This is a genomic window from Paracoccus sp. (in: a-proteobacteria) (genome assembly GCF_030536915.1).
Lineage (GTDB): Bacteria > Pseudomonadota > Alphaproteobacteria > Rhodobacterales > Rhodobacteraceae > Paracoccus.
In genome coordinates this window covers 9,133-33,285 of record NZ_JAUNPC010000016.1, presented here as the reverse complement: position 1 = coordinate 33,285, position 24,153 = coordinate 9,133, and the positions used below count along the sequence as shown (strand labels likewise).

The window sequence follows — 24,153 nt, the reverse complement described above, 5'->3', positions numbered from 1 at the left end:
CAGATTGCGGCTTCCGGCTCTCCTCAGCCGGTGACCGCGTCCCGTCCGGCGCGTTCCCGCGCGATGATGTTCTTCATGATATGCGCGGTGCCGTCGCCGATCTGCAGGCCCAGCACGTCGCGCAGACGCTGCGCGAAGGGCAGGTCGTTGGCGTAGCCCGCATGGCCATGGATCAGCAGGCAGGCATGGATCGCCTCATAGGCCAGCAGCGGCGGCCACCACTTGGTCATCGCGGCCTCTGCCGTGTGCGGCAGGTTGTTGTCCTTGAGCCACAGCGCGTTCATCGACAAAAGCCGCGCGGCGGCCAGCTTCGTCTCGAAATCGGCAAGCTGGTGGCTGACCCCCTGGAAGGCGCCGAGCGGCTTTCCGAAGGCCTTGCGCTCGCCGATATAGGCCCAGGTCTCGTCCAGGCTTTGCTGCGCGGTGCCGACGCATTGCAGGCCGATCAGGCTGCGCGAGAAGTCGAAGCCCTGCATGACCTGGGCGAAGCCCCGGCCTTCCTCGCCCAAAAGGTTCTCGGCGGGCACCCGCACGTTGTCGAACCAGATCGAGCCGTGCCCGACCGAGTTCTGGCCCATGTTGTCGAACTTGGACGTCGTGATGCCGTCGAGGTCCATCGGCACGAGAATGGCCGAGACGCCGCGCGCCCGGTCCTCGGGGCGGCCGGTGCGGGCGAAGACCACGGTGCCGGCGGCGACCTGGTTGGCGCTGATCGAGGTCTTTTCCCCGTTCAGGACGTAATGCGCCCCGTCGCGTTCCATCCGCAGCCCGAGGTTCGCGGCGTCCGACCCACCCTTGGGCTCGGTCAGGGCGATGGCCAGCATGATCTCTCCGGCCGTCAGCTTCGTCAGCCATTCCCGCGCGATTTCCTGACGCGCGAACTGCGCCAGGATCTGGCCGTTGAGCGAGGCCATCAGCGGGACATAGCCGAAGGTGAAATCGGCCCGCCCGATCTCCTCGATGATGGCGCCGGCGTAGATCGTGCCCGCGCCCATGCCGCCGAATTCCTCGGGCAGTTCCGGGGCGATCAACCCGAGGCTGCCCATCTCGCGCACGAGGTCCATGTCCATGCGCCCGGCCCTTTCGCGGGCCTGATAGCCCGGCGCGACCCGGTCCTGCGCGAAGCGGCGCGCAAGATCGCGGATCTGGTCCAGTTCCTCGGTGTCGAAAACGGTCTTTGCCATCAGCCTCACCCCCGGCGGATCGGAAAGGGGGCCGCCCCGGCGGGACGGCCCCCGCTGGTCTCAGCCCTTGCGGGCGACGTGCTTGCGGAAGTCGGGCTTGCGCTTTTCCTTGAAGGCGACGCCGCCTTCCTTCGACTCGTCGGTGTCGTAGTAAAGCGACAGCGCCCGCATTCCCATGGCGGAAATCCCGCGGATGCTTTCGGTATCGGCATTGAAGGACACCTTCGCCATCGCCAGCGCGGTGGGCGAGCGGTCCATCAGTTCGGCCACCCAGCGGTCCACCTCGGCGTCCAGTTCCTCGGGCGGGACAACGGCGTTGGCAAGGCCCCAGTCCAGCGCCTGTTTCGCCGTGTAGCGCTTGTTCAGGTACCAGATCTCGCGGGCGCGCTTTTCGCCGACGACGCGGGCCAGATAGGCGGTGCCGAAGCCCGGATCGACCGAGCCGACCTTGGGGCCGACCTGCCCGAACTGCGCGGTCTCAGAGGCGATGGTCAGGTCGCAGATCGTCGCCAGCACGTTGCCGCCGCCGATGGCGAAGCCGTTGACGCGGGCGATGACGGGCTTTGGCACGTCGCGGATCAGCGACTGCAATTCGTCGATGGGCAGGCCGATCACGCCGCGCCCGTCATACTGCCCGTCATGGGCCGACTGGTCGCCGCCGGTGCAGAAAGCCTTGTCGCCGGCGCCGGTCAGCACGATCACGCCCACCTCGCGGTCCCAGCCTGCCTTCTGGAAGGCGTCGATCAGCTCATCGACCGTGTGGCCGCGGAAGGCGTTGTATTTCTCGGGGCGGTTGATGGTGATCCAGGCGGCGCCGCCCCGGATCTCGTAAAGGATGTCGGTGTAGTCCATGATGGCTTCTCCCTCAGCCGTGCCCATTAACCGTGCATCGTCAGGCCGCCGGACACCGAGATCACCTGCCCGGTGATGAAGGCGGCGTCGTCCGAGGCGAAGAACAGGATCGCGCCCGGCAGGTCATCCGGGCGGCCGAGGCGCCCCAGCGGCACGGCGCGGGTGAAGGCGTCGCGCAGCTTGTCCTTGTTGCCCGCGGCCTCCATGAAGCTGTCCAGCATCGGCGTGTCGGTGACGCCGGGGCAGACGCAGTTGAAGGTCAGCCCCTGGCGCGCATGTTCCCGCGCCAGCGTCTTGGAAAAAGCGATGACCCCCGCCTTGCAGGCAGCATAGACGGATTCGCCCGACGACCCCACGCGCGCCGCGTCCGAGGCCACGCTGACCACCCGGCCCGACTTGCGCTCGGCCATTTTAGAGACGATCGGATGGGTGATGTTCAGGACCGACTTCAGGTTGATGTCGATCAGCTTCGACCAGTAATCCGGTTCCGATTTCAGGAAGGGGACGAAAAGATCCCAGCCGGCGTTGTTGACAAGCACATCGATCGGGCCGATCTCGGCCTCGACCTTCTCGACGGCGGCGCGCACGGCTTCCGCATCGGTGAGATCGACGACCATGGGGGACGCCTTGCCGCCGGCCGCCGCGATGCGGTCCACCACCGCCTGCGCCGCTTCGGCCTTGATGTCGGCGACCACGACATGCGCGCCTTCCTCGCCGAACCGTTCGCAGGTGGCCGAACCGATGCCGCCGCCGCCGCCGGTTACGACAACAAGTTTATCTTTCAATCCGCGCATGATGATCCTCGACCCTTTCGCCCGACGACTGATGCAGGCCTGCCAAGGCAGACAACCGCATGTTCAAGCATGAAACGCCGTCATGATTCTCCCTGTCTGCAGAATTGCCACAGATCGGAATCTATGTCAACATGTTTACTGATAATCCTTCCCGCTGGAGCCGCGCATGACCATCCGCCCCGCCCCGACCATCCCCGAGGATGCCGCCATCGACGCGCTGACCGCGGGGCTGCGGAACCGGCTGTTCTTCCGGCTCTACCAGACCGCGAACCTGCTGAACAAAACCGGCACCCGCGCGCTTGAAGACCACGGCGTGACCACCCAGCAATGGGCGATCCTGGGCGCCCTGGCCGATCCGCGCAGCGAGGGCGGCATCTCGGTGGGCGATCTTGCCGGGCTGCTGATGGTCAGCCGCCAGAACCTGACGGGGGTGCTGTCGCGGCTGGAAGCCCGCGGCCTCATCACCCGGACGGTGGACGACCGCGACAAGCGGTCCCGCTTCATCCGCATGACCGCGGAAGGGCGGCAGAGATGGATCGCGATGCAGCCGCAGATCAACGCCTTCTACGCAGCCTCGCTGGCGGGGTTCTCCAACTCGGACATCATCGCCGCGATGCATCATCTTGAGAACCTGCGGCGGAACTTCGTCGCGCTGGAACGCGCGCAGGGCGGGCCGGACGGGGACTGACCCGCCCCCCTTTGCGGCAGGCAGCCGCCGCTAAGGCAAGGAAGGCGCCGGTCGCGGGCCTTCCTTGCCGGGCTTTCCCGGCGCGTCACTGCGCCAGCGGGCAGCCGCCTTCGGCAAGCGGGCGGAAGGCCTCGGCCGCAGGGATCGTGGCCAGCGTCTCGTAGACGTCCCATTCGCCGGCCGACTGGTCGGGCGACTTCACGCGGAACAGGTACATGTCGTGGATCGCGCGGCCATCGGCCCGGATCTCTCCCTTGCCGAACAGGGGATCGTCGATGGGCGTTTCCTTCATCTTCGCCATCACCGCCGCGGCGTCCTTGGTGCCGGCGGCCTCGACGGCATTGAGATAGTGCATGATCGAGGAATAGACGCCCGCATGGACCTGCGTCGGCATCCGCCCGCCATGGCCTTCGGCGAAGCGCTGCGACCAGGCACGCGTCTCGTCGTTCATGTCCCAGTAGAAGGCCTCGGTCAGCACCAGCCCCTGCGCGGTTTCAAGTCCCAGCGAATGGACATCGGTGATGAAGGCCACCAGCGCCGCCAGCGACTGCCCGCCCTGGGTGATCCCGAATTCCGAGGCCTGCTTGACCGAGTTGATCATGTCGCCGCCGCCATTCGCCAGCCCGATGACCTTGGCGCCCGAGGTCTGCGCCTGCAGCAGGAAGGACGCGAAGTCGGTCGTCCCCAGCGGATGGCTTGCCGAGCCCAGCACCTGGCCCCCCGCCGCCTCGACCACCGCCGAGGTGTCCTGCTGCATCGCCTTGCCAAAGGCGTAATCGGCCGAGATGAAGAACCAGCTGTCGCCGCCCTGTTCCACCATCGCCCGCCCCGTGCCATTGGCAAGCGCCCAGGTGTCATAGGTCCAGTGGACGGTGTTGGGCGAGCATTTGGCGCCCGTCAGCTCCGCCGTCCCGGCGCCCGAGTTCAGGTGGATGCGGCGCTTTTCGCGGGCAAGGTCGCTGACCGCCAGGGCGATGGCCGACCCCGGAATGTCGGCAATGACATCCACCCCCTGCTGGTCGAACCAGTCGCGGGCGATGTTGCTGCCGACATCCGGCTTGTTTTGGTGGTCGGCGGCCAGCACCTCGACCGTGATGCCCTTTTCGGCGCCGCCGAAGTCCTCGACCGCCATCCGCGCGGCCACGACCGAGCCCGGCCCCGCAAGGTCCGAGTAGATGCCCGACATGTCGTTCAGGACGCCGATCCTGACCGTCATCTCCTGCGCCATCGCGTGCCCTGCCCCCAGCAGGATACCGGCCGCGACCACATGCTTTCCGATCCCAAGCAGCAAATTACATCCTCCCCGATGCCATTGCCCTGTCCTCCTCCCGGACCGGACGGTCCGGGACAGGGCGGAAGGTAAGGCAAGGGCAGGTTATGTGTCAATACCTTGCCATTTATCGGGATGAAGATCGGTGGCTCTGCCGGGCAGGTGCGGCAGTCTCCATCTTGATTTGATTTGAAACTCAAACCATATTTCAGGCCATGCCCGATCCTGTTCCCCTTCGCGCCCGCTTCGGGCTTCGTTTCTCGCTGCTTGCCCGCCGCTGGCGCCGGATGCTGGACGCCCGGCTTGCGCAGGCGGGGCTGACCGACGCCACATGGGTGCCGCTGGTGCATCTGAAGGAAAGCGGCGGCGGCATCACCCAGAAGGACCTTGCAGCGCGGGTCGGCGTGGACGGCTCCAGCCTCGTGCGGGTGATCGACATCCTGTCGCGCGAGGGCCTGGTCGAGCGGCGCCGGGACGAGGCCGATGGCCGCGCCCGGCTGGTCCACCTGACCCGGCAGGGCGAACGGCGGCTGGCCGGGATCCGGCGCGAACTGGCCCAAGCCGAGGAAGCCATGCTGGCCGACCTTTCCGATCCCGAGGTGGCCGCCATGCTGGCCCATCTGGAAACCATCGAGCGGCGCATCGCGGTCCTTGAACGCGCTGGGGCCGGCGAGGCCGCCGAATGAGCGCCCGTCCCCCCAGCCGCCGGCAGGCAGCCCGCCACCTGCTGCATCCCCGCAATCTGCGCGGCAGCCTGACGCTGTCGCCGCAGCCGTCGCTGCGCAACGCGGCGCTGGCCGGGCTGCAGGCGGCGGTCGCGGCGGCGATCGCCCTGCCCCTCACCCTTGTCTCGCCCTGGCCGCACCTGATCGGCTTTGTCGCGCTGGGGGTGCTGGTGGCCCTGTTCGGCCGCTTTGCCCCGCCGCGCAGCCGCAACCCGATCCTCTTGCAATGCGCCCTGTGGCAGAGCCTTGCCGTCTTCGGGATGTCGATGGCAGTCTGGCTCGGGGCGTCGTCTGCGGCCCAGCTTGCGCTTCTGGCCTTCGCCTGCGGGTTCTTCTTCCTTGTCTGCGTGACCGGCCGTTTTGGGGCGCCGGGACCGCTGATCTTCGTCTTTGCCGTGGGCGCCTCGATGGCCGACAGCCTGACGCTGGCGCAGGTGCTGGAACGCACCGCCGCGACGGCGGCCGCCGCGGCCTTCTCATGGGCGGTCTGCGCGGCCAGCGAGGCGCTGCGCCACCCGCCCCGCCCCGGCCGCCCCTTCCCGGCCGAGCCGGCGCGCCCGCTGCCGCACCGGCTGATGGCGGCGGCGCGCATCACCGCGGGCACGGCGCTGGCGGCCTACGCCAGCCATGCCCTTGGCGCGAACCATCCCGCTTGGGCCGCGATGGGGACGCTGGCGGTCATGCAGGGCACCCATCTGCACATCAGCATGAACCGGGCGCTGCAGCGGATGGCGGGCACGGTGGCGGGGGCGCTGCTGGCTTGGGCCTTCCTGATCCAGAACCCCACGGCCGGGGCGGTCATCGCGGCGCTGGTCCTGCTGCAGTTCGTGACCGAGGTGGTCATCGGCGCGAACTACGGGCTGGGGCAGGTGCTGGTCACGCCCATGGCGCTGCTGATGACCCACCTGGCCGCCCCCGATGCCGCGGGCGCGGCGATGGCGCCCGAGCGGGTGCTGGATACCCTGCTGGGCGCGACGATCGGCATCTGCCTGGCGGTGGTGCTGTCAAGCCTCGACGACCGCCGGCACCTGGCCGGGCAGCGCGACACTCGGCCCTGAGGCGGGGGTCTTGCCTTGCGCCGCCCGCGTCCGGCAGACCGGCGGCGGGGCGATCCGGCCCCGGCCCGGGGGCAGCGCATGATCATCTCTCACCGGCACCGCTATGTGTTCGTCCATATTCCCAAGACCGGGGGCACCTCGCTGACGCTTGCGCTGGAACGCCGGCTGGGGCCGCAAGACATCGTGCTGTCGGACACCCCCAAGGGCCTGAAGCGGCGGCGGCGGGTCAGGGGCGTCGCCGCCCGCGGGCGGCTGTGGAAACATTCGACCCTCGCCGACATCGAGGGGCTGGTCGATCCGGCGATCTTTTCCGGCTATCTGCTGGTCACGCTGGCGCGCAACCCCTGGGCGCGGGCGGTCAGCTACCACCGCTGGCTGCGGCTGCAAAGCTTCGAGAACCCGGCCGTGGCGCTGGCCAAGGCGCTGGATTTCCGCGACTTCCTGCGCCAGCCGCTGATCCTGTCGCACATGGCGGTGCCGGTCCGGCATTACCTGACCGATGCGCGGGGGCAGGAATATCCCGCCCTGATCCTGCGGCTGGACGACCTCGGCCCCGGCCTGGCCGAACTGGAGGCACACCTGGGCTTTCCGCCAGGCCCCCTGCCGCGCAGCAATGCTTCCGGCCCGCCCGGCGCGGACTGGCGCGGCAGCCATGACGCGGAAACCCGCGCGCTTATCGCCCATGCCGCCGCCGAGGACATCGCCCGCTTCGGCTGGACCTTCGACGGCTGAGGCCGGGCGCCCTGCCCCTGCAGCCGCAGGAAGGCATCCTTCCCGGGATGCGCGACGGATGCCCGCCCTTCCGGCAGGTCACGGGTCTTCGGGCGCGATCAGTTCGACCTTGGGGAAATAGCCGGCATAGCGGCTGCGGTCGCGGGTCAGCAGGCGGTAGCCCCGGATGGCGGCATGGGCGCCGATGTAGAAATCGGGCAGCGGAGAGCGCCGGGCGCCGCCCCGGCGGCGGTAGGCGACAAAGACCTTGCCGGCAAGGAAGCCCGCCGCCCATGGCAGGGGCTCGCGGGCAAAGACTTCCTCGGGCAGCAGCGTATCCAGCGTCTCGATCCGGGCATGGGCGACCGAAACCTCGGCATAGATCAGCGGGTTGATGACCAGCCGCGCCCCCTGCCCTTCCCGCGCCAGCGCCGCGGCCGACCATGCGGCCCATCGGGGGTCGTCGGTGGCAATGTCGATCAGGATGTTGGAATCGACCAGGACCGGCGTCATCCGCGGGTCAGGGCCATGATCTCGTCCGTGGTCATCCCGGCATCGGCGCTGCCCCTGAGCCGCGCGATGGCGCTGTCCACGGCCTGCGCACGTTCGGCCCGCAGCCGGTCAGAGGCGATCACCCGCACCAGCCCGTCATCGCCCAGCACGAAATCGACCTCGGTCCCCGGATGGAAACCGGCGGCATCCCGAATGGGCTGCGGGATCGTGACCTGCCCCTTGATGGTGATGCGCATGATGGTTCCCCTGCCAGTATTACCAAGGGTAATGCCTGGCCGGGGCTTGTGCAAGCTCAGGGAAACGCCCTTGCAGTCCGGCCATCTGAGAAATTGCCAACTGGCAATTTCCGATAGTCGAGCTTGGATTGCCAATTGGCAATTTCCCTCAGCCGAACCGTTCCGCAAGGAAGCGGTCGAGTTCCGCCCGCAGCGTTGGCTCGTCGATGTCGCGGTCGAACTGCAGCGTCACCTCGCGCCCCCGTTCGCGGACCCGCAGTCTGACCAAGGGCGGCGCGGGGTTGGCGGCGGGCGCGATTGCCGCCTTTAGCCGTGACAGGACGCGGGGAACGGGGATGAAGGCCCCCTGTCCCGCCCGCGCCCGGTCCTGCTCGGCGGCGATCGCGCCGGCCTCGGCCAGCACCCGGTCCCCGGCATCCGACAGCAGCGGCCGCAGGATACGGGCGTGCAGTTCCTTGAGGTCGGTGATCTGCGGCCAGGCGCGGACCACGACTTCGGGCAGCCGCGCGAGATAGAGATAGCGCGACAACCATGCCTCTGACACCTCCAGCCGCGCCGCCATCGCCTTCTGCTTGCCGCCGTAGTAAAGATCCAGGGCGCGGGCATAGTCCCGCGCCCGCTCGTAATCCGACAGATCCGCCCGGTCGCGGTTCTCGATATCGGCAAGGCGGAAGGCCTCCTCGTCGGTGAGGTCGCGGACCTCGACCAGATAGCGGAACTGAGGGTAGTTGTTGGCGCGTAGCCAAGAGATCGCGAAATGCCGCCGGGCGCCGCAGATCACCTCGTAATCCGCCCCTTCGCCCGAACGGCGGCGGACGATGGCCGGGAACTCCTGCTGGCCTTGGGCGCGGATGCTGTCGATCAGCTCGCGGCAGTTGGTTTCGTTCAGCAGGTCATAGGCGCGGTTGTGGCGTTCCCACATCACGCAGGTGGCGGGATCGACCCAGCGCAGCACCTTTTCCTCGCGCGTGCCGCTGTCGGCCAGCGCGTTCGAACGCTTGAGGAACCGCGCCCCGCCCTTTTCCGCCGCAGGCGCCGGGTCGTCCATGTCGCGCAAGACGTCGTCGAAGATCGCGTTGTGGCGCTTGCTCACAGCAGTCCCTCCTTGCGCAGATCGCGGTGATGGCTGGGCCAGGTCTTGCGGGCCAGCAATTCGACCTCGCGACCCACGGCGTCCAGATAGGCCCGGCAGCGCTTGTGCGTCTCGGTCCGGGTGGCGGCGCCAGTCATCTCATAGACGGTCATCAGGTTGGCGCTGGCATTGTCGATCTCGGCGCTGTCCTTCAGGACCGCCATCAGCATGTCCTGGGGAAAGACCGCGTCCATCATCCGCTTGATCGCCTGATGCGCCGATTTCTGCTCGTTCATCTTCGAGGTCAGGATCTTGACGAAGCTGTACTGCCGCTCGCCCCCGTGGCGCGAGAGTTCCGCCAGCGTCGCCTCCAGCATCTTGAGGAAATGCGCGGTCGAGGCGAAGTCGATGTTGTTGGGCGGCGCCGGCACCAGCAGCGCATTCGCGGCCCGCAGCACCGACAGCGACAGCATCCCCAGCGCGGGCGGCGGGTCCAGCAGGATGATGTCGAACTGGTCGGCGATGCTGTCCACCCCTTCGCGCAGCCGGTCGAGGATGAAGGCCGGGTCACGCGCCATCCGGGCCGCGAATTCATATTCCGCATCGTAAAGGCCGAGGTTCGCCGGGATGATCGCGATGCCGGGCCAATAGGTCGCCCGCAACGCGTAATGCAGCGTCTTCGGGCCGCCATGGCGCAGGAAAGGATAAAGCGTGTCTTCCTCTTCATCCACGTCCACGTCGGGGTTCAGCCCGAAGACGGCGGTGCTGGAGGCCTGGCTGTCGCAATCGATGATGCAGACACGATAGCCCTTGAGCGCGAAATACTGCGCCAGGTGCGTGACGACCGTGGACTTGCCGACGCCGCCCTTGAAGTTCTGCACGGCCAGAACCAGCGGAGGGTCCTCGGGGGCGCGATGCGGCAGGGTGCCGAAGACCTCGCGCATCCGGGCGATGTCGGCCAGCGAATAGCCGCGGCGGCGCCCGGTGTCCTCGTCCTTGTCGGGGGATGGCAGCCGCCCGTCGCCCTCGGCATCGCGGATCGCCTTTTCGGACCGTCCGACCATCTCGGCCGCGGTGCGGACGTTGAAGCGCAGGTCCAGCTGCTTCTGCGTGCCGGGGGCGAAGACGCGCTCGCGCAGCCGCTCGATCACGGTAGCGGCGCGGCGGCTGAGAACGGAAAGTTCGTCCAGTGTGACGGGAGGCAGAACGCTGTCCATGATCCTGTTCCTTGCTTTGCGGGCGACCATGCACCGGCATGCCCTTGTGGTAAAGTTCGGTCTTGCAAGTGTGCAGGCTTGAGAAAGCGTAAGTCGGGTCTCCGCAGCCCATGAGCGGAGTTTCAGGGCATCCAGCTTTGCTTTCGGCACGTCGCGAGCGATCAGGCATCCCGATTTGTAAGATATCCCAGATCCTGGCAGTCTGATCCATTTCAAACCCTGTGGATAAAAAACTCTTCTCTTGTTCTAGATTCTTCTTGTTCTCTGTTCATATGGTGCAAAACACGGAGAAGAAACAATAATTCCTATTTATTCCTACTTCTTGGGATGCCTTGGGCTACGTTTCGGGTGCCTTGTCCTTACGGATCGGGATGGCATGGCTTACCTTCCGGGATGGGCGCAAGGCTTACCTTTCGGGTGTGACCTAAAACCCGCAGGGACCGGCTTGTTTTCTCAATGAATACAGTCCTCTGCGAATCACCTCTGTTTCCACTGTCAAGCCGTTGCTTACTTTTCGGGTGCAACGCACGCTGCCTTGTTGAAGACTTACCCGCCTCGCGATAGTCAGGTAAGAATTCGACGGGGCAAGGCCATGACAACAGCGATTCGCACGGTGGAGGCGCGGCCCAATGCTGAAAGCCTCATCAAGCCCGGCGAACTGGTCGATCTGGTCGAGGTGACGCCGCTGACGTTGAATGACCGGCGCATCTACAACCAGCTTCTGGAAAACGCCTGGGACGCCATCGACAAGCCGGTGACGCATGTGATCGCCAAGTCGGCGCTGCGGGGAAACCACAATTCCAACGACCGAGTCGGCGAAAGCCTCGAACGGCTGATGTCGGCGATCGTCAAGGTCGCTGTGGACCGGGACGGCGAGCCGGCGATCGAGCGGGTGCAGTTGCTGGGCGGCAACCTTGAAAGCCGGCGCGCCGATGGATTGCTGGAATACGAGATCCCGGCGCGGCTGCGCAAGATCATCCGCAACAGCCAGGTCTTTGCCCGGCTGCAGCGCGAGGTGATGTTCGCGCTGTCATCGAAATACGCGCTGACGCTGTACGAGATGGTGCAGAAGCGCGGCAACCTGCGCTGGAAGGCGTCCGAGCGTTTCGCGCTGGACAGCTTCCGCGGCATCATCGGCGTGCCCCGGGGGAAGCTGTCGTCCTGGTCGAACCTCAAGCTGCGCGCCATCGACCCGGCGGTGGCCGAGGTGAACGCGCTGTCGGATTTCATGGTCGAGATCCTGCCTGTCAAGACGGGCAGGGCGGTCACGCATGTGGAACTGCGCTGGTGGCGCAAGGACGGCGATGCCTCGGGGGCGGCCGACCGGGCGCTGCAATTCTCGAAGGTCGGCCGCCGCGCCAGGGCCGACGAGGCGGCACGGAAGGCCGAGGCCCCGGCGCCGCAGCCCCCGGCCGGGCAGGGGTCCGCAAGCCTGCGCCCGCGTCCCGCTTGGCTGGAAAGCCGAGGCGCCCCCTTGCTGACGGAAACCTACGAGACGGCGCGCCTGCGCCATCCCGGCTATGACATCTATTTCGTCGAAGGCGAATGGCGCGCCTGGGCCCAGGGGAAAGAGCCTCCGCAGGACCCCGACCGCGCCTTCCTGGCCTTCTTCCGCCGCTATGCCGAGGGCAATCCGATCTGAATTGCCAACTGGCAATTTTCGCATGGGACAGGAGGCCTTGTGTCGGTAAGGCCTGCAGCGGCCAGGCCATGCTTTGCCAGTGGCTTGGGAAAAACCACCAGCGTCAATCAGGACGAAGCAGACAATCTGTTGTTTTACTTCCCCTCTACCCGCTCAAGAACCGCGCGCGCCGGCTTGGCTCGGCCATCCACGGCCATCAGTCCGAACCAGTCCTCGCGGTCCTCTGGGTCGGTCCCCAAGTCGCGGTAGCTGTACCAGAACACCGGGCCGAGCCACGGCGTGGCGCGGGCAAGCTCCACGCTGGCGGCCAACTGCTCGGCCTGCCGGGGCTCCGAGGCGCCCCCTTCGGTCTCGTTCGTGGGGGCGCCGTATTCGGTGATCCAGATCTTCTTCTCGCCGTCGCCATGCGCCGCCATCAGCTCGCGGATCGGCCCCGCCATAAGCGCCCAGGAATTGCGCCAGCCCCGAAGGTCGGGCAGGCCCGCGCCGGTATAAGGATGAAAGCCCAGCACGTCGAAGCTGCCGGCCGCGCCCGCGTCATAGACGCGCTGCAGGAACTCCACGGCGGCAATGGCGCCGCCGGACCGGTCGGTCGAGGTCGCGGCGGCAAGGCCACCCAGGATGATCGTTGCATCCGGGTCGGCCGTGCGGATGCCCGCATGCGCCGCCTTGAGAAGCGCGGCAAAAGCCACGGGATCGGGCCGGGGCGGGAAGGGTCCGTCCAAATTCGGCTCGTTCCAGATTTCCCAGGTGTCGATGCCGCGCGGTTGATAGCGGCGGACCGCTGCCTCAAGAAAGCGGCCGAATACCTGCGGGTCGCCGGGCGGCGAATAGTTGTCAGGGTCCGACCAGGCCCATTCGGGGGTGGAACCGACAACCGGCAGCACCCCGATGCCGAAGGACGCGGCAAGATCGACGATGCGGTCCATCTCGCTCCAGTCGAAGCTGTCGGGGCCGTCGCGCTGAACGCTGGCCCAGTTCAGGTCGGTCCGCAACCAGCGCACCCCCATGGCGGCGTAATCTGCGAACTCGGCCCGCAGGTCGAGGCTGTCCTGCCAGCGCAAAGCGTCAAGGCCCACCGCAAGGCCCACGGCGTCATCGGGGATCGACGAGGCCTGAACCGCCGCCCCGCCTGCAATCCCGAATTGCAGCAGAAATGCGGTAATTCCCGTCATGGTTGCACGCCGAAATTTCCGTGACATTCCGCGGCACAGGCGGTCGGCCGGGGTGAATGGCGGGTGGCAGGGGGCAGGGGTCATTCCGGGCATGGGTGATTTCCGTTCATTTCACCGCCGGGACCCTAAGGCATATTGCAATTGCGGCACAACGCGGCCGGATCATTCGTGATCGCCGATTTTAGCGTTAACCATGCTTGTTTATGGGGCACCCGAGGATTAGGCATCGGAAACGGGCCGAGTGCGGGACATGAATGTTCAGGATCTGGATCGGAAGTTCCGCAGCAGATGCTGTTCTGCGACTGTCTGCCCAGATGGCCAGCACGGTTGTGGTGGCCCGCATCCTGTCGCCCGCGGAATTCGGCGTGGCGACGCTGGTTCTGGCGGTGACCACGATCATGGGCGCCTTCATCGGCCTGCCCTTCGAGGAATCCCTCAGCCAGCGGCGGCGGCTGCGGACCGCGCATCTGGAAACCGCGCTGTTCGTCTCGATGGTGCTGACGGGGGCCGCGGTCCTGCTGTCGCTGCTTCTGGGTCCGGTCATCGAGCATTGGGCGGCCGCCCCCGGATTTGCCCTCTACCTCGTCGTCTCGGCCGTGCTGCTGGCGGGGCAGGGACCGGGGGCGGTGGCGCGGGCGGTGGCCCGGCGCAGCCGCCGCTTTGTCGAGATCTCGTTCTGCCAGGCCGCCAGCACGGTGATCGCCTCGCTGGTCGCGGTGCTGGCGGCTCTGGCGGGATGGGGGGTCTGGTCGCTGCTGCTGCAGCGGCTGCTGCCGAACCTGCTGTATCCGCTGCTGGCGACGCTGTTCCTGCGCTATCGGGGACAGGTGCTGCGGACGCCGGTGCGCTGGCATCCGCAGCGGTTCCGCGAACTGTTCCGCTTTTCCTGGCTGAGCCTGGCCGATGTCGGCGTCGGTTCCGCGGTGCCGGCGGTGCTGGCCTTCATGGTCAACGCGGTCTTCGGCAGCGCCACCCTGGGCCAGCTCAACATCGCGCTGAGGATCGTTGATCCGTTGCGGATGGCATTGATGGGGGTGGGGCACAATCTTGCGTTCTCGGTGCTGGTCCGGCTGCAGCTCGACCCGCCCCGCCTGGTCCGCACGGCCGGAGAGATCGTCGCGGGCGTTGCCATGGTCGCCGTCCCGGCCTTCGTCGGGCTGGCGATCGTCGCCCCGGTGCTGCTGCCGCTGCTGGTGGGACCGGGCTGGGACCAGGCGGTGCCGCTGTCGCAGATCCTGTGCCTTGCGGTGGCGCTGTCGCTGCCCTTCCAGTTCTACGATTCCGCCTATTCGGCCTTGGGCCGCCCCGAATACGGGCTGATCGGCGGCATCTTCGCGCTGTCCTGCATGGTCACGGGATTTGTGATCACGACCGGCGCGGGAAGCGGCAACGCGCCCGCGATCGCCTTCCTGGTCCATGAGCTGGCCACCATCGCCGCCGGCCTCTTCTTCGCGATCCGCCTTGCGCCGGCGAACGTGGCCCCGGCCGCCCGCCGCATCGCGCAGGTCTGGCTGGCGGCGCTTGCCATGAGTGCCGCGCTTGCCGCATTGTGCTTTCGGAACGGCGTCCCCGAGCCTTCGGTGCCGACCCTGGCCGTCATGATCCTGGCCGGAGCGGCGGCCTACCCGATCGCTCTTCTGGTGACATGCCGCTCATGTGCCCAGGACTTCATTTCTCTGCTTCGCAACCGGAAATCGTGAGTTGACATGATCACCTTTGTAGCTACAGCCGAGCACCAGTACACCGTCCGCGATGTGCTCGAAACCAGGGACCATCCCCTGCACGGCCGCATCGTCATCCTGAGCTACCAGGAATTCACCGGCCTGCCGCGCCTGCCGGTCTCGGCCTATATCTTTGCCGACCACGAGCGGCTGGACGAGGACGAGCTGCCCGCGGTGCTGAACCGGATCGCGGCGCTGCGCCGCGCCTGTCCCGACTGCACGATGCTGAACCTGCCCGACCGCATCGGCAACCGGCTGGACATCATGCACCGGCTGCACAAGGCGGGGATCAACGATTTCCAGGTGATGCCGCTGCGGACCCCGCCCGAATCCTTCCGCTACCCGGTGTTCCTGCGCCGGCTGGACGATCACGACGGGCCGCGGTCCGGGCTTCTGCGCACGCCCGAGGCGCTGCGCGCCGCCGTCGCCGCACTGGATCTTGACGACCGGCAGGGGGACCGTTTCGTCGTCACCGAATATGTCGATGCCCGCAACGATCTGGGCCTGCATGAAAAGCGGTCCTACACCCGCGTGGGCGACCGGCTGTTCCCCTCGGCGCTGGACCAGAGCCGGGACTGGATCTGCAAGGGCGAATATTCCGACCTCGGCAACGTGCCCGCGACCGAGCGCGAGATGGCCTTCATGCAGGCCAACGAGGACGAACCCGTCCTGCGCGCCGCCTTCGAGGCCACGGGCATCCAGTATGGCCGGGCCGATTACGCCGTGATCGACGGCCGCCCGCAGATCTTCGAGATCAACACCAACCCCTGGGTCGAGCCGCCCGAACGGGTGCCCGCCCTTGCCCGCGCCGGCGCGGAACGCACCGTCGCCTGCTGGATCGACGCGCTGCAGCAGTTGCACAGGCTTTCGCCGCCCGAAGCCGGCACCTGGCGCGAGATTCCCGAGGGCACGGGCCGGGTCCCTTGGACGCCCACGCGGCGGCGGGCGGTCCACATGGCCATGCGGGGCCTGCACCAGCTTCACAACGAGACAAAGGCCATGCGCTGGCTGCGGCGGTTCCGGCTGATCTCGTGATCCGCGGGGGCCGGCCTTACGCGGCGGCCGACGAGCGCGCGGGCGAGCGCCACAGCGCCAGCCCGACCCCCAGGGCGATCCAGCCCCCGAAAAAGCGGAAGCTGTCGATGCTGGCCCCCAGCATCAGCCAGCCGCTGAGGGTCATGGCGACGGCCAGGTGCAGCCGGCCCGTGTAGGTCGCCCCCGAGGCCCGCAAGAGCGAGCGCAGCAGCAGCGGCAGGATCATCGCAAGCCACAGCAGGTATCCCAGCAGCCCGGTTTCGGCCAGCAGGCGGACATGCAACGAATAGGCGGGGGGCCAGGTCAGCCCCACGTCGGCGGCGGTGGCGTAGCTGCGGACCTCCCAGCTTCGCAGGTCCTCGGCGCGGATATGATAAGGATAGTTGAAGCCGTATTGCCCGAGGCCCACGCCCAGGACCGGGCGTTCCTCGAACATCGACAGGCCCGCACGGATGGCGGCCAGGCGGGTGACGTTGGACACGTTCTCGGTCGCCCCCGGAGTCGGGTCGATCAGCCCGTCCATGCTGCCATAGCGGATCAGGTTGCTGCCCTTTTCCATCACCGCGTTCTGCACGCCGGGGATCAGCATCATCACCAGCAGTCCCACCGCCGCGGCCGAGGCGCCGTGCAGCAGCCAGTCCTTGCGGTGGCGCAGGAAGCCCAGCAGGAACAGGATGAACTGGACCCCGATCACCAGCATCGCGGTGCGGGACTGCAGCAGCACCATCATCACCGCAACGATGGCCAGCACCAGCGCCACTCGCCGCCCGCTGCCGCGGGTGATGGCGAAGGGGAAGATGAAGGTCAGCATCACCGCCGCCCACGAGGATTCAAAGGCGGTCATCCGCAGCCGGTCGGGATAATATTCATGCGTCTCGGCATGGATGACCAGCGACAGCGCCCCATAGATCTGGGTCGGGCCGGGGATGCCGTACCACGAGGCGACCTCGATCACCGCGATGCCCGCCATCACCATCAGCGCGACCCAGGCCCCGCGCGAGATCGCGGCCAGCCCCTCGGGCCCGCGGGACGCGAAGTTGAAGAACATCAGCGTGACCAGCGGCCCCAGCGCCACGGCCATGCCCTGGGTGATGACCCGGCTCATCCCCGAGCGTCCCTTGTACCAGACGGTCGAGATTTCCGGAAAATTGATCGCGACCCCCGCCACCACGACCACAAGGAAACCCACGGTCACAAGGAAGAAGGCCGAAGGGATCGCGATCCGTCCCGGCTGCACCACGAAGTAAAGCAGCGCCAGCGGCAGGACATAGATGAAGCCGTCCTTGGACAGCTCGCCCGCCGGCAAAAGCGGCATCAGGTCGTTGAAGACCGTCGCCACCACCAGCAGCACGATCAGCGGCGCGGCCCGCAGCCCCTCGCGCGTGGCGGCCGGGGCGCTGGCCGTCACTTCCACGCCTTCTTCTTGACCGCGTTCAGCCAGCCGAAGGGGATGGCCATGAACAGCAGCGTCCGCGCCATCCCGGCCCAGGCATGGGGATCGCGGGCCGAGAAATTGTCCCGCTGCACCCGCAAGCGCGCCACGAGGTTGCGCTTGCGCTTGGCCGCGGTCGTGCCGGTGGCGCTGATCGTGTATTGCGTCAGCACCTCGGGGATGTTCGCCAGCCGCCAGTTGCGGCCCATGCGGACGAACAGGTCGTAATCCTCGGCGGTCTTGTAGCGGTCGGAATAAAGCCCGATGTCGCGCAGGGCCTCGGCCCGGATCATGATGGTCGGATGCAGAAGGGCAGGGACATAGCGCTGCTTGCGCAGCATCTCGTCATGGTCCACCGGGAAGCGCAGGGTGAACATGTAGTTGCCGTCGTCATCGACGCAGCGCGCCCATGTGCCGACCATGCCGACGCGCGGGTTGGCCTTCAGGAACTCCTCCTGCCGCGCGAACCGGCTGGGCAGGGGCAGGTCGCCACAATCCAGCCGGGCGACATGCGGATAGCCACGGGCCAGGATCGTCTCGAGCCCGGCGTTCAGGGCGTGCTCGATCCCCCGGTTGCGGTCCAGCCGCATCAGGGTCACGGCATGGGGGCCGTAGCTGTCGGCGCAGGTGATCGGCTCGGGCGAGCCGTCGTCCACCACCACGATGTCGAAGGGGTGGGACTCGCGGCCCAGGACCTGCAACGTCTCGATCAGCCCGGACTGGTCCCTGAAGACCGGGATCAGCACGCAGAGATCGGGTCTTGCTTCGGTCATTGGTCCCTCCGCGCAAGGCGCCGACGCTGCCAGGCGCTTCGCAGGATGGCCAGCGACGATCCGGCAAGGAAGCCCGCCACCAGCCCCAGCGCAAGGATCACCGGCTTGGCGTTGAACCCGGCCGGGGTCAGCGGGACCACGGCGGGGGCGAAAAGCTGCACGGTCAGTTCCGGCGCGCCGATGCGGCTTTGAATCCGGCGGTGTTCCAGCAGAAGCTGTTCATAGACGGCGGCGGTGGCCTCCACCTCGCGCTCGGCCTCGCGCTGCTGGGCATAGACCTCGGCGCTGGCCTCGATGGCCTCGGTCTGGCGCTGGCCGGTCAGGGTCTCGAAGCGCAACTGCATCAGGCGGCCGCGTTCGCGGGTGGTCTGGGCGCGGCGCTCGGCTTCCTCGAGGTCGCGGGTCAGGGTGTCCAGCTCGCGGTCGAGGTTCACCAGCATCTGCTGGTAGACGTCCAGCCGCAGGTCCGACCGGGATTTCAGGTAGCCCTGTGCAACCGCATTGGCGATGGTGGCCGAAAGCCCGGGGCTTTTCGAGTTGTAGGTGATGTTGACGACATAGGACCGGCCGCTGTGGGTCACGTCGAGGCTGCGCGACATGTGCCGCAGCAGTTGCGCCCGTTCCTGCGCCGCGGTCATCGGCTCGTCGGGCGGGAACTCGGCGGTGACGACCAGTTCGGCATGCTGCTGGGGCGTCAGGGCGTCCAGCGCATAGGCCAGCGACACGGGCGTGTCGATGGTTTCCACGATGGTGGCGGTGGCGGAATCCTCGGCGGTGACCTGGGTTCCCGGCTCGGTCCGCTGGATGATGCCGGCGCGGTCGGCGTCCGAAATCAGCTTGGCGGTGGCCGAATAGCTGTCGGGCATCGACTTGGCGGCCATGAAGGCGCCGCCGCCGCCAAGCGCGGTGAACAGCAGCACCAGAAGCGGGCTGCGCCGGATCGCGGCGAAGACCTCGCCCAAGGTGAACGAGGCGGCGGGCTGCGGCATCGCCTCGGCCCCCTGCTGCCCGGCGGGAACGCTGACGTGGTTCATGGCATGGGCCTCTGCTGGGCCAGCGTCGAGGGCTGGACGGACCGCTGCGGGACCGAGGCGGGATCGGCCGACACGGCATTGGCGGAAGGAAGCATCCCGAAGAAGCTGTCGGGCAGGTCGACCTCGATCAGGTCGCCGGGCTGCAGGACGGTGTCCTCGCTGGCCATCGCCGGTGTTTCCTGCCCGTCGGCGGCGCGGTACAGCGTCACCTCGACGGCGTCCATGCCGCCGGCGCCAAGCTGGGAAAGCTGGCCGGCGACGCCGTTCATCCGCGCGTTCAGCGCGGCGATAGCGGCCAGCGCCTCCTGCGCCTCGGCTTCCAGCGCGGCGGTGCGGCGGGCGTCGTGGCGGTCAAGCTCATGGGCGACGGTTTCGCGCTGGCGCTCGACATCGGCGATCGAGGCCTCGACCTCGGAAAGATTGCCGCGCAGCTCGTTCAGGGTGCGGTATTCCTCGGACACGCGGGTCTGCGGGGTCAACCCGCGACCCTGCATGTCGGTATAGCGGGTGACTTCCTCGATCTGCTGCTCGACCAGCGCCCGCTGATGCTCGATCTGTTCCTTCAGCCGGGCGATGCGGGTGTCGATCATGGCGATGTCGCGGGCGTAGAAGGCCTTTTCCGCCTCGCTTTCGGCATTGGCCGCCGCCAGCAGGCGGTTGGCCAGCGCAAGGACGGCCTCGTCCTCGTTGCCCGCAAGCCGGGGCAGGTCGGCCGCCGCGATCTGCGCGGCGCCGTCCAGTTCGGCGCGGGCGCGGGCCAGCGTCGCGTGCCGGGCCAGAAGCTCGGCGGCGATGGCCTCGCCCTCGGCGCGCAGCTCGGCCGCGGCACCGGGAGAGGGGCGCAGCGCCCCCAGGCCCCCCGCCATGGCGATGGCGCGGCGCACGGTCATCCCCCGTTGAAAGGGGATCGCGCCCGGCTGGGCGACATCGCCGCCGATCACCACCGGACGCACGGCGGCAAGCCCCACCGTCACCTGCGCGTCCAGCATGATCTCCAGCCCCGACATGCGGTCCTGAAGAAGCGCGGCGACGTCCTCGGTGGTCTTTCCGGCGACGGCGATCCGTCCCAGCGGCGGAAAGGCGATCTGCCCGTCGACGTCCACGACCGCCTCGCGCGTCAGTTCGGGCACCCGGAAGACCGAGATTTCCAGCGTCTCGCCCGAGGCGATCACATGATCCTGGGCCTGCGCGGGCGCGACCGCGGCCAGCAGCAGAAGAAGCGGCCAGATGAGGCGCGTCATCGGACGGCCCCAAGAGCCAGGGCCTCGCGCGCCGTGGCGCAGAAGTCGCGGGCGCGGGCGTCGAACTCGCGCCACCTTTCGCCCGCCGCGACCAGTCCGGGCTCGGCCGGCGCCGGGGCCCGCTGCCGCCAGCCCGTGCGCAGCCGGTTGTAAAGCCGTTCGCCTGCGGTCAGGCTCAGCGCCCGGCGGGCGATTTCGCACGGCGAGACCGGGGGCGCGAGGCTGCGGGCCAGCGCCGCGAAGGCGGCCGGGCGGCGGCCGGAATCGGCCAGCCGCCAGACCCGGTCCTGCAGGAAATAGCCGCTGCGGGCGGCAGGCGACCAGTCGCCCGACTCGCGCCGGTACCAGGCAAAGGACAGGTCCGCCGTCTCGGCCCCGGTGGTCAGCCGGTCGGGGCGGGGGGATTCCTCCTTGATGACGCCCGGCTCGGGGTCGATGTGAAAGGCGATCCCCGCCCGGTCCATCCGCATGGCAAGGTCGGTGTCCTGGTTCACCCGCAGGCTTTCGTCGAAGGGATGGGCGCGGGCGATGGGGGCGGGCAGGCTCAGCATCGAGGTCTGCACCCGGCCGCCGTCGCGGTAGCAGTATTCGACCAGCGAGCGGCCCGGCCGCCAGTCCGGCTGGTGCGGCCTGCGGATGTCGCCGTTGATATGCAGCAGCGCCGCGCTGACCAGAACCGTCCGGTCCCGTCCGGGCGCGGCATAGAAGCGGCGGATGCGGTCGTGGCGGCCCCGCAGCCAGACATCGTCGGAATCCAGAAAGCTGACATGGGTGCCCGTGGCCTCGTCCACGCCGCGGTTCCGCGCCGCCCCGCCGCGCCGGCGGCTGTCCTGCCGCAGCACCCGCACCCCCATGGCCTGCAGCCGGGCGTATTCCGCGGACAGGTCCTCGTCCGAGCAGTCGTCAACGACAATGATTTCGGCCCCGGCGTTGTCATCGCGCACCGAAAGGACCGCGCGGGCAAGCGAATGGGCCCGGTTCCTGTTGGGAATTACAACCGAAAGCTGAAAATCGCCAGCCATCAAAACAAAACCTCAATCAACAGTTGATCCATGCACAATAGATCGGACTACCTGCCCGGCCGGGACGGGTGCGAGGTCTTCTGACAGGAACAACGGGACGGGCGCAACCTCCGTATTTCGGCAATTCCCCGCCGGTGAAACACATTTTGGTTTGCCTTCGGGTGATCGCGGGCGTCCTATTAACCGATAACCATTTCCCTGTTACGCAACGGCGGGCTTGATGAACCGGACAATCAGGAATGCAGCAGCGCCCGGCGGCGATCGCGCAGGCGGCCCGCCGCGATTCTCGATCGTCATCCCGGCCTACAACCGCGCCGACACCATTGGCCGCGCGATCGAATCCTGCCTGGCCCAGACCTGTCCCGACTTCGAGGTGATCGTCGTCGACGACGGCTCGCGCGACAACACTGCCGCGGCGGTCGAGGCCATGGGCGACCCCCGCATCCGCTGCATCCGCCAGCCCAATGCCGGGGCCTCGGCCGCGCGCAACACGGGTGCGGGCGCGGCGGCGGGCGAGTTCCTCGCCTTTCTCGATTCCGACGACGAGTTCCTGCCCCACAAGCTGCAGCGGCTGGAGGCGGCGATCCGCGCCGCCGACGCGCCGGAACTGACCGTCTGGTATTCGCCGCTGCTGTTCGATCGCGGCGACGGCAACCGCATGGTCAAGCCGCCGCGCGCCATCGGCCCGGATGAAAGCGTCGGCGACTACCTGTTCGCGGACGAGGGGCTGATGCAGACCTCGACCCTCGTGATCCCGCGGGCGCTGTTCGCGCGGGTCAGCTTCGACCGCGGCCTGCGCTGCCTCGAGGACCTCGACCTCTGCCTGCGGCTGGAGGAGGCGGGCGCCCGTTTCCGCATGCTGCCCGAGCCCGAGGTGATCTGGCACGACGACCGCGCCGCCGGGCGGCTGAGCTACACCACCTCGCAGGTCGAGGTGCTGGAATGGGCGGCGCGGCAGGCCGGGCGGCTGTCGCCCCGCGCCATGCACGGCTATCTGGCCCGCTTTCTCGTCCCCCAGATCGTCCGCACCCGGCCCCTGCGCGCCGTGTCGCTGCTGGCCGCGGCGATCCGCCATGGCGGCCTTGGCCCCAGCCGCGCCGCCATGCTGCTGGCGCGGGGCGCGGCGCCGGGCATCTACGGCCGCCTGCGCGACGCCGTGACAAAGGTGCGCCATGCGTGACGTCAACCCCCCCCTGCACCGCATCCTTCACGTCACCGAGGCCCCCTTGGGCGGTGTCGTGACCTATCTTGAGGAACTGGTGGGCGAGCAGCTGCACAGCCTCGCGGATGTGCAGATCGACGTCATCACCCCGGAAATCAACCGCGAGGCGCTGTCGAAGCTGTCCGGCCCGCGGTTCAGCCTGATCACCTTCCGCCACCGCCGCGGCTCGGTCCGGGCGCTTCTGCGGATGGCGCTCATGACGCTGCGCCATGTCCGCCGGACCCGGCCGGACATCCTGCATATCCATTCGACCTTCGCCGGCGCCGCGATCCGCGCCTTCTTCCCGCTGATCCCCAAGGGGACGCATGTGGTCTATTGCCCGCATGGCTGGGCCTTCTCGCGCGAAGGCTCAAGCCGGATGCGGCGGGCGACGGCCCTCGTGGAACGGCTGCTGGCCCGCGTGACCGAGCGGATCGTCTGCATCTCGGACCACGAGCGGCGCGAGGCGCTGGCCGCGGGCATTTCCCCCGACCGGCTGGTGGTGATCGAGAACGGCATCAGCCCGCCGCCGGGGACCGGGATCGCGGGCGACTACCTGACGCCCGCGCCCGCCCGCCGGCTGATCGCCTTCGCCGGGCGCTTCGACCGGCAGAAGGGCTTCGACACCTTCCTCGAGGTCATGCGCGAACTGGGGGACGAGGCCGAGGCCGTCGCCATCGGCAGCAGCATCACCTCGGACGAGGCGCTGCCGGACTGCCCCGACAACGTCCGCATCATCGGCTGGCAGGACCGCGCGACGGTGTTCGACCTGTATCGCCGGGCCGACCTGCTGCTGGTCCCGTCCCGCTGGGAAGGCTTCGGCCTTGTCGCCGCCGAGGCGATGCAGCAGGGGCTTGCGGTCTTCGCCAGCCAGGTGGGCGGGCTGCAGGACATCGTCGTCGATAACGAGACGGGCCGGCTGTTCCAGCCCGACGACGTGCAGGGGATCGTGGCGATGATCCGCGCCACGCCGGATGCCGAACTGGCCCGCTTCGGCGAAAACGGCCGCCGCCGCTATCTGGCCCGCTACACGACCGTGCAGATGACGGCCAAGGTCACGGCGCTTTACAACGAGCTGCTGGCGGAAAAGGCGGGCGCCGAGGTCGTCAGCGCCCGCCATATCCTGTGAAGCTGCGGATCAGATCAGGAAGTCCGACGCGCTGAGCTGGTGGACGCCGTCCAGGACGATGTTGACCTCGAACTCGCGGTCGTTGTCGGTATTGGCCTGGACATAGGTCTTGTTCTGCGCCCGGTTGGTGTAGACCCCCAGGTCGCCCGCGTCCCGCAGCCAGTTCGAGCCGACGAAGTCGAAGCCTTGGTGGCCCCAGCGCCCGGAATCGGCGTCAAGGCCGCGCAGGTCGATCCTGTCGCCCTTTTCCCAGTCGGTGATGCGGTCATAGGACCCGGCTTCGCTGAACACGAAGGTGTCCCGGCCCGAACCGCCCGTGAAGATGTCGCGTCCGCCCTTGCCGACCAGGATGTCGTCGCCGCTGGTGCCGCGCAGCACGTCGTTGCCGCTGCCGCCCTCGATGGTCCGGCCGTTGCCGTTGTCGTTGC

At 68.0% G+C, this 24,153-nt stretch carries 24 protein-coding genes; 9 read left to right on the top strand and 15 right to left on the bottom strand.

What is annotated here, in order from left to right; all coding sequences use genetic code 11:
- Positions 1 to 23 precede the first annotated feature (23 nt).
- Genes aliB through Q4F04_RS04675 form a run of 3 tightly spaced genes read right to left on the bottom strand, consistent with a single transcriptional unit; the run spans position 24 to position 2,830 of the window.
- On the bottom strand, positions 24 to 1,184 hold the full coding sequence (aliB, locus tag Q4F04_RS04685; RefSeq protein WP_303368672.1) for a cyclohexanecarboxyl-CoA dehydrogenase: 1,161 nt from the start codon (positions 1,182 to 1,184) through the stop codon (positions 24 to 26).
- A gap of 60 nt (positions 1,185 to 1,244) precedes the next feature.
- Positions 1,245 to 2,036 (bottom strand): enoyl-CoA hydratase-related protein, encoded by a 792-nt coding sequence (locus tag Q4F04_RS04680; RefSeq protein WP_303368671.1) that lies wholly within the window; start codon positions 2,034 to 2,036, stop codon positions 1,245 to 1,247.
- A gap of 26 nt (positions 2,037 to 2,062) precedes the next feature.
- The gene (locus Q4F04_RS04675) at positions 2,063 to 2,830 is read right to left on the bottom strand and encodes an SDR family NAD(P)-dependent oxidoreductase (RefSeq protein ID WP_303368670.1); all 768 of its coding nucleotides are present in this window, start codon (positions 2,828 to 2,830) and stop codon (positions 2,063 to 2,065) included.
- Between the two features lie 166 nt (positions 2,831 to 2,996).
- On the opposite strand from Q4F04_RS04675, the gene Q4F04_RS04670 reads away from it, so the two are divergent.
- Positions 2,997 to 3,518, top strand: coding sequence for a MarR family winged helix-turn-helix transcriptional regulator (locus Q4F04_RS04670; RefSeq protein WP_303368669.1), 522 nt, complete (start codon positions 2,997 to 2,999; stop codon positions 3,516 to 3,518).
- 85 nt (positions 3,519 to 3,603) lie between these two features.
- On the opposite strand, the gene Q4F04_RS04665 is transcribed toward Q4F04_RS04670, so the two are convergent.
- A complete protein-coding gene (locus Q4F04_RS04665; protein WP_368660699.1) occupies positions 3,604 to 4,809 on the bottom strand; it encodes an ABC transporter substrate-binding protein in 1,206 nt (401 codons plus the stop codon).
- A gap of 194 nt (positions 4,810 to 5,003) precedes the next feature.
- On the opposite strand from Q4F04_RS04665, the gene Q4F04_RS04660 reads away from it, so the two are divergent.
- The 3 genes from Q4F04_RS04660 to Q4F04_RS04650 all read left to right on the top strand — a co-directional run bounded on the left by Q4F04_RS04660 (position 5,004) and on the right by Q4F04_RS04650 (position 7,303).
- A complete protein-coding gene (locus Q4F04_RS04660) occupies positions 5,004 to 5,474 on the top strand; it encodes a MarR family winged helix-turn-helix transcriptional regulator (protein ID WP_303368668.1) in 471 nt (156 codons plus the stop codon).
- The gene (locus Q4F04_RS04655) at positions 5,471 to 6,571 is read left to right on the top strand and encodes an FUSC family protein (protein ID WP_303368667.1); all 1,101 of its coding nucleotides are present in this window, start codon (positions 5,471 to 5,473) and stop codon (positions 6,569 to 6,571) included. Before Q4F04_RS04660 ends, Q4F04_RS04655 begins: the two co-directional genes overlap by 4 nt.
- Positions 6,572 to 6,649: 78 nt before the next feature.
- On the top strand, positions 6,650 to 7,303 hold the full coding sequence (locus Q4F04_RS04650; protein WP_303368666.1) for a sulfotransferase family 2 domain-containing protein: 654 nt from the start codon (positions 6,650 to 6,652) through the stop codon (positions 7,301 to 7,303).
- 78 nt (positions 7,304 to 7,381) lie between these two features.
- Here Q4F04_RS04650 and Q4F04_RS04645 read toward each other — a convergent pair whose 3' ends face one another.
- From Q4F04_RS04645 to Q4F04_RS04630, 4 genes are all read right to left on the bottom strand, one after another.
- Positions 7,382 to 7,795 carry a type II toxin-antitoxin system VapC family toxin gene (locus tag Q4F04_RS04645; protein ID WP_303368665.1) on the bottom strand — a complete coding sequence of 138 codons (414 nt, stop codon included), beginning with the start codon at positions 7,793 to 7,795 and terminating at the stop codon, positions 7,382 to 7,384.
- Complete coding sequence (locus tag Q4F04_RS04640) at positions 7,792 to 8,031, bottom strand: AbrB/MazE/SpoVT family DNA-binding domain-containing protein (protein WP_303368664.1); 240 nt, start codon at positions 8,029 to 8,031, stop codon at positions 7,792 to 7,794. The genes Q4F04_RS04645 and Q4F04_RS04640 overlap by 4 nt, the downstream gene beginning before the upstream one ends.
- A gap of 148 nt (positions 8,032 to 8,179) precedes the next feature.
- Positions 8,180 to 9,124: a ParB/RepB/Spo0J family partition protein gene (locus Q4F04_RS04635; protein WP_303368663.1), complete on the bottom strand. Its 945-nt coding sequence runs from the start codon at positions 9,122 to 9,124 to the stop codon at positions 8,180 to 8,182.
- Positions 9,121 to 10,320 (bottom strand): AAA family ATPase, encoded by a 1,200-nt coding sequence (locus Q4F04_RS04630; RefSeq protein WP_303368662.1) that lies wholly within the window; start codon positions 10,318 to 10,320, stop codon positions 9,121 to 9,123. Before Q4F04_RS04630 ends, Q4F04_RS04635 begins: the two co-directional genes overlap by 4 nt.
- 592 nt (positions 10,321 to 10,912) lie before the next feature.
- Between Q4F04_RS04630 and Q4F04_RS04625 the strand changes: the two genes are divergently transcribed.
- Positions 10,913 to 11,962 carry a replication initiation protein gene (locus Q4F04_RS04625; RefSeq protein ID WP_303368661.1) on the top strand — a complete coding sequence of 350 codons (1,050 nt, stop codon included), beginning with the start codon at positions 10,913 to 10,915 and terminating at the stop codon, positions 11,960 to 11,962.
- A gap of 134 nt (positions 11,963 to 12,096) precedes the next feature.
- Here the strand turns inward: Q4F04_RS04625 and Q4F04_RS04620 are convergent, their stop codons facing one another.
- Positions 12,097 to 13,137 carry a cellulase family glycosylhydrolase gene (locus Q4F04_RS04620; RefSeq protein WP_303368660.1) on the bottom strand — a complete coding sequence of 347 codons (1,041 nt, stop codon included), beginning with the start codon at positions 13,135 to 13,137 and terminating at the stop codon, positions 12,097 to 12,099.
- Between the two features lie 314 nt (positions 13,138 to 13,451).
- On the opposite strand from Q4F04_RS04620, the gene Q4F04_RS04615 reads away from it, so the two are divergent.
- Together Q4F04_RS04615 and Q4F04_RS04610 are read left to right on the top strand one after the other, a co-directional pair.
- Positions 13,452 to 14,837 carry an oligosaccharide flippase family protein gene (locus Q4F04_RS04615; RefSeq protein ID WP_303368659.1) on the top strand — a complete coding sequence of 462 codons (1,386 nt, stop codon included), beginning with the start codon at positions 13,452 to 13,454 and terminating at the stop codon, positions 14,835 to 14,837.
- A gap of 6 nt (positions 14,838 to 14,843) precedes the next feature.
- Positions 14,844 to 15,893 carry a hypothetical protein gene (locus Q4F04_RS04610; protein ID WP_303368658.1) on the top strand — a complete coding sequence of 350 codons (1,050 nt, stop codon included), beginning with the start codon at positions 14,844 to 14,846 and terminating at the stop codon, positions 15,891 to 15,893.
- Positions 15,894 to 15,909: 16 nt separating this feature from the next.
- Here the strand turns inward: Q4F04_RS04610 and Q4F04_RS04605 are convergent, their stop codons facing one another.
- The 5 genes from Q4F04_RS04605 to Q4F04_RS04585 are packed head-to-tail and all read right to left on the bottom strand — an operon-like array spanning position 15,910 to position 21,395.
- Positions 15,910 to 17,301 carry an O-antigen ligase gene (locus Q4F04_RS04605; RefSeq protein ID WP_303368657.1) on the bottom strand — a complete coding sequence of 464 codons (1,392 nt, stop codon included), beginning with the start codon at positions 17,299 to 17,301 and terminating at the stop codon, positions 15,910 to 15,912.
- Positions 17,298 to 18,098: a glycosyltransferase gene (locus Q4F04_RS04600; RefSeq protein ID WP_303368656.1), complete on the bottom strand. Its 801-nt coding sequence runs from the start codon at positions 18,096 to 18,098 to the stop codon at positions 17,298 to 17,300. Before Q4F04_RS04600 ends, Q4F04_RS04605 begins: the two co-directional genes overlap by 4 nt.
- On the bottom strand, positions 18,095 to 19,132 hold the full coding sequence (locus tag Q4F04_RS04595) for a hypothetical protein (protein WP_303368655.1): 1,038 nt from the start codon (positions 19,130 to 19,132) through the stop codon (positions 18,095 to 18,097). Before Q4F04_RS04595 ends, Q4F04_RS04600 begins: the two co-directional genes overlap by 4 nt.
- Entirely contained in the window at positions 19,129 to 20,373 is a 1,245-nt protein-coding gene (locus Q4F04_RS04590; RefSeq protein WP_303368654.1) for a polysaccharide biosynthesis/export family protein, read from the bottom strand. The genes Q4F04_RS04595 and Q4F04_RS04590 overlap by 4 nt, the downstream gene beginning before the upstream one ends.
- Positions 20,370 to 21,395, bottom strand: a complete 1,026-nt coding sequence (locus Q4F04_RS04585; protein WP_303368653.1) for a glycosyltransferase family 2 protein — start codon at positions 21,393 to 21,395, stop codon at positions 20,370 to 20,372. The genes Q4F04_RS04590 and Q4F04_RS04585 overlap by 4 nt, the downstream gene beginning before the upstream one ends.
- 220 nt (positions 21,396 to 21,615) lie before the next feature.
- Here Q4F04_RS04585 and Q4F04_RS04580 point away from each other — a divergent pair, with 220 nt between their 5' ends.
- Positions 21,616 to 22,575, top strand: coding sequence for a glycosyltransferase family 2 protein (locus tag Q4F04_RS04580; protein WP_303368652.1), 960 nt, complete (start codon positions 21,616 to 21,618; stop codon positions 22,573 to 22,575).
- Complete coding sequence (locus Q4F04_RS04575; protein WP_303368651.1) at positions 22,568 to 23,725, top strand: glycosyltransferase family 4 protein; 1,158 nt, start codon at positions 22,568 to 22,570, stop codon at positions 23,723 to 23,725. The genes Q4F04_RS04580 and Q4F04_RS04575 overlap by 8 nt, the downstream gene beginning before the upstream one ends.
- A 9-nt stretch (positions 23,726 to 23,734) precedes the next feature.
- On the opposite strand, the gene Q4F04_RS04570 is transcribed toward Q4F04_RS04575, so the two are convergent.
- On the bottom strand, positions 23,735 to 24,153 hold a 419-nt coding region (locus Q4F04_RS04570; RefSeq protein ID WP_368660698.1), incomplete at its 5' end, for a M10 family metallopeptidase C-terminal domain-containing protein.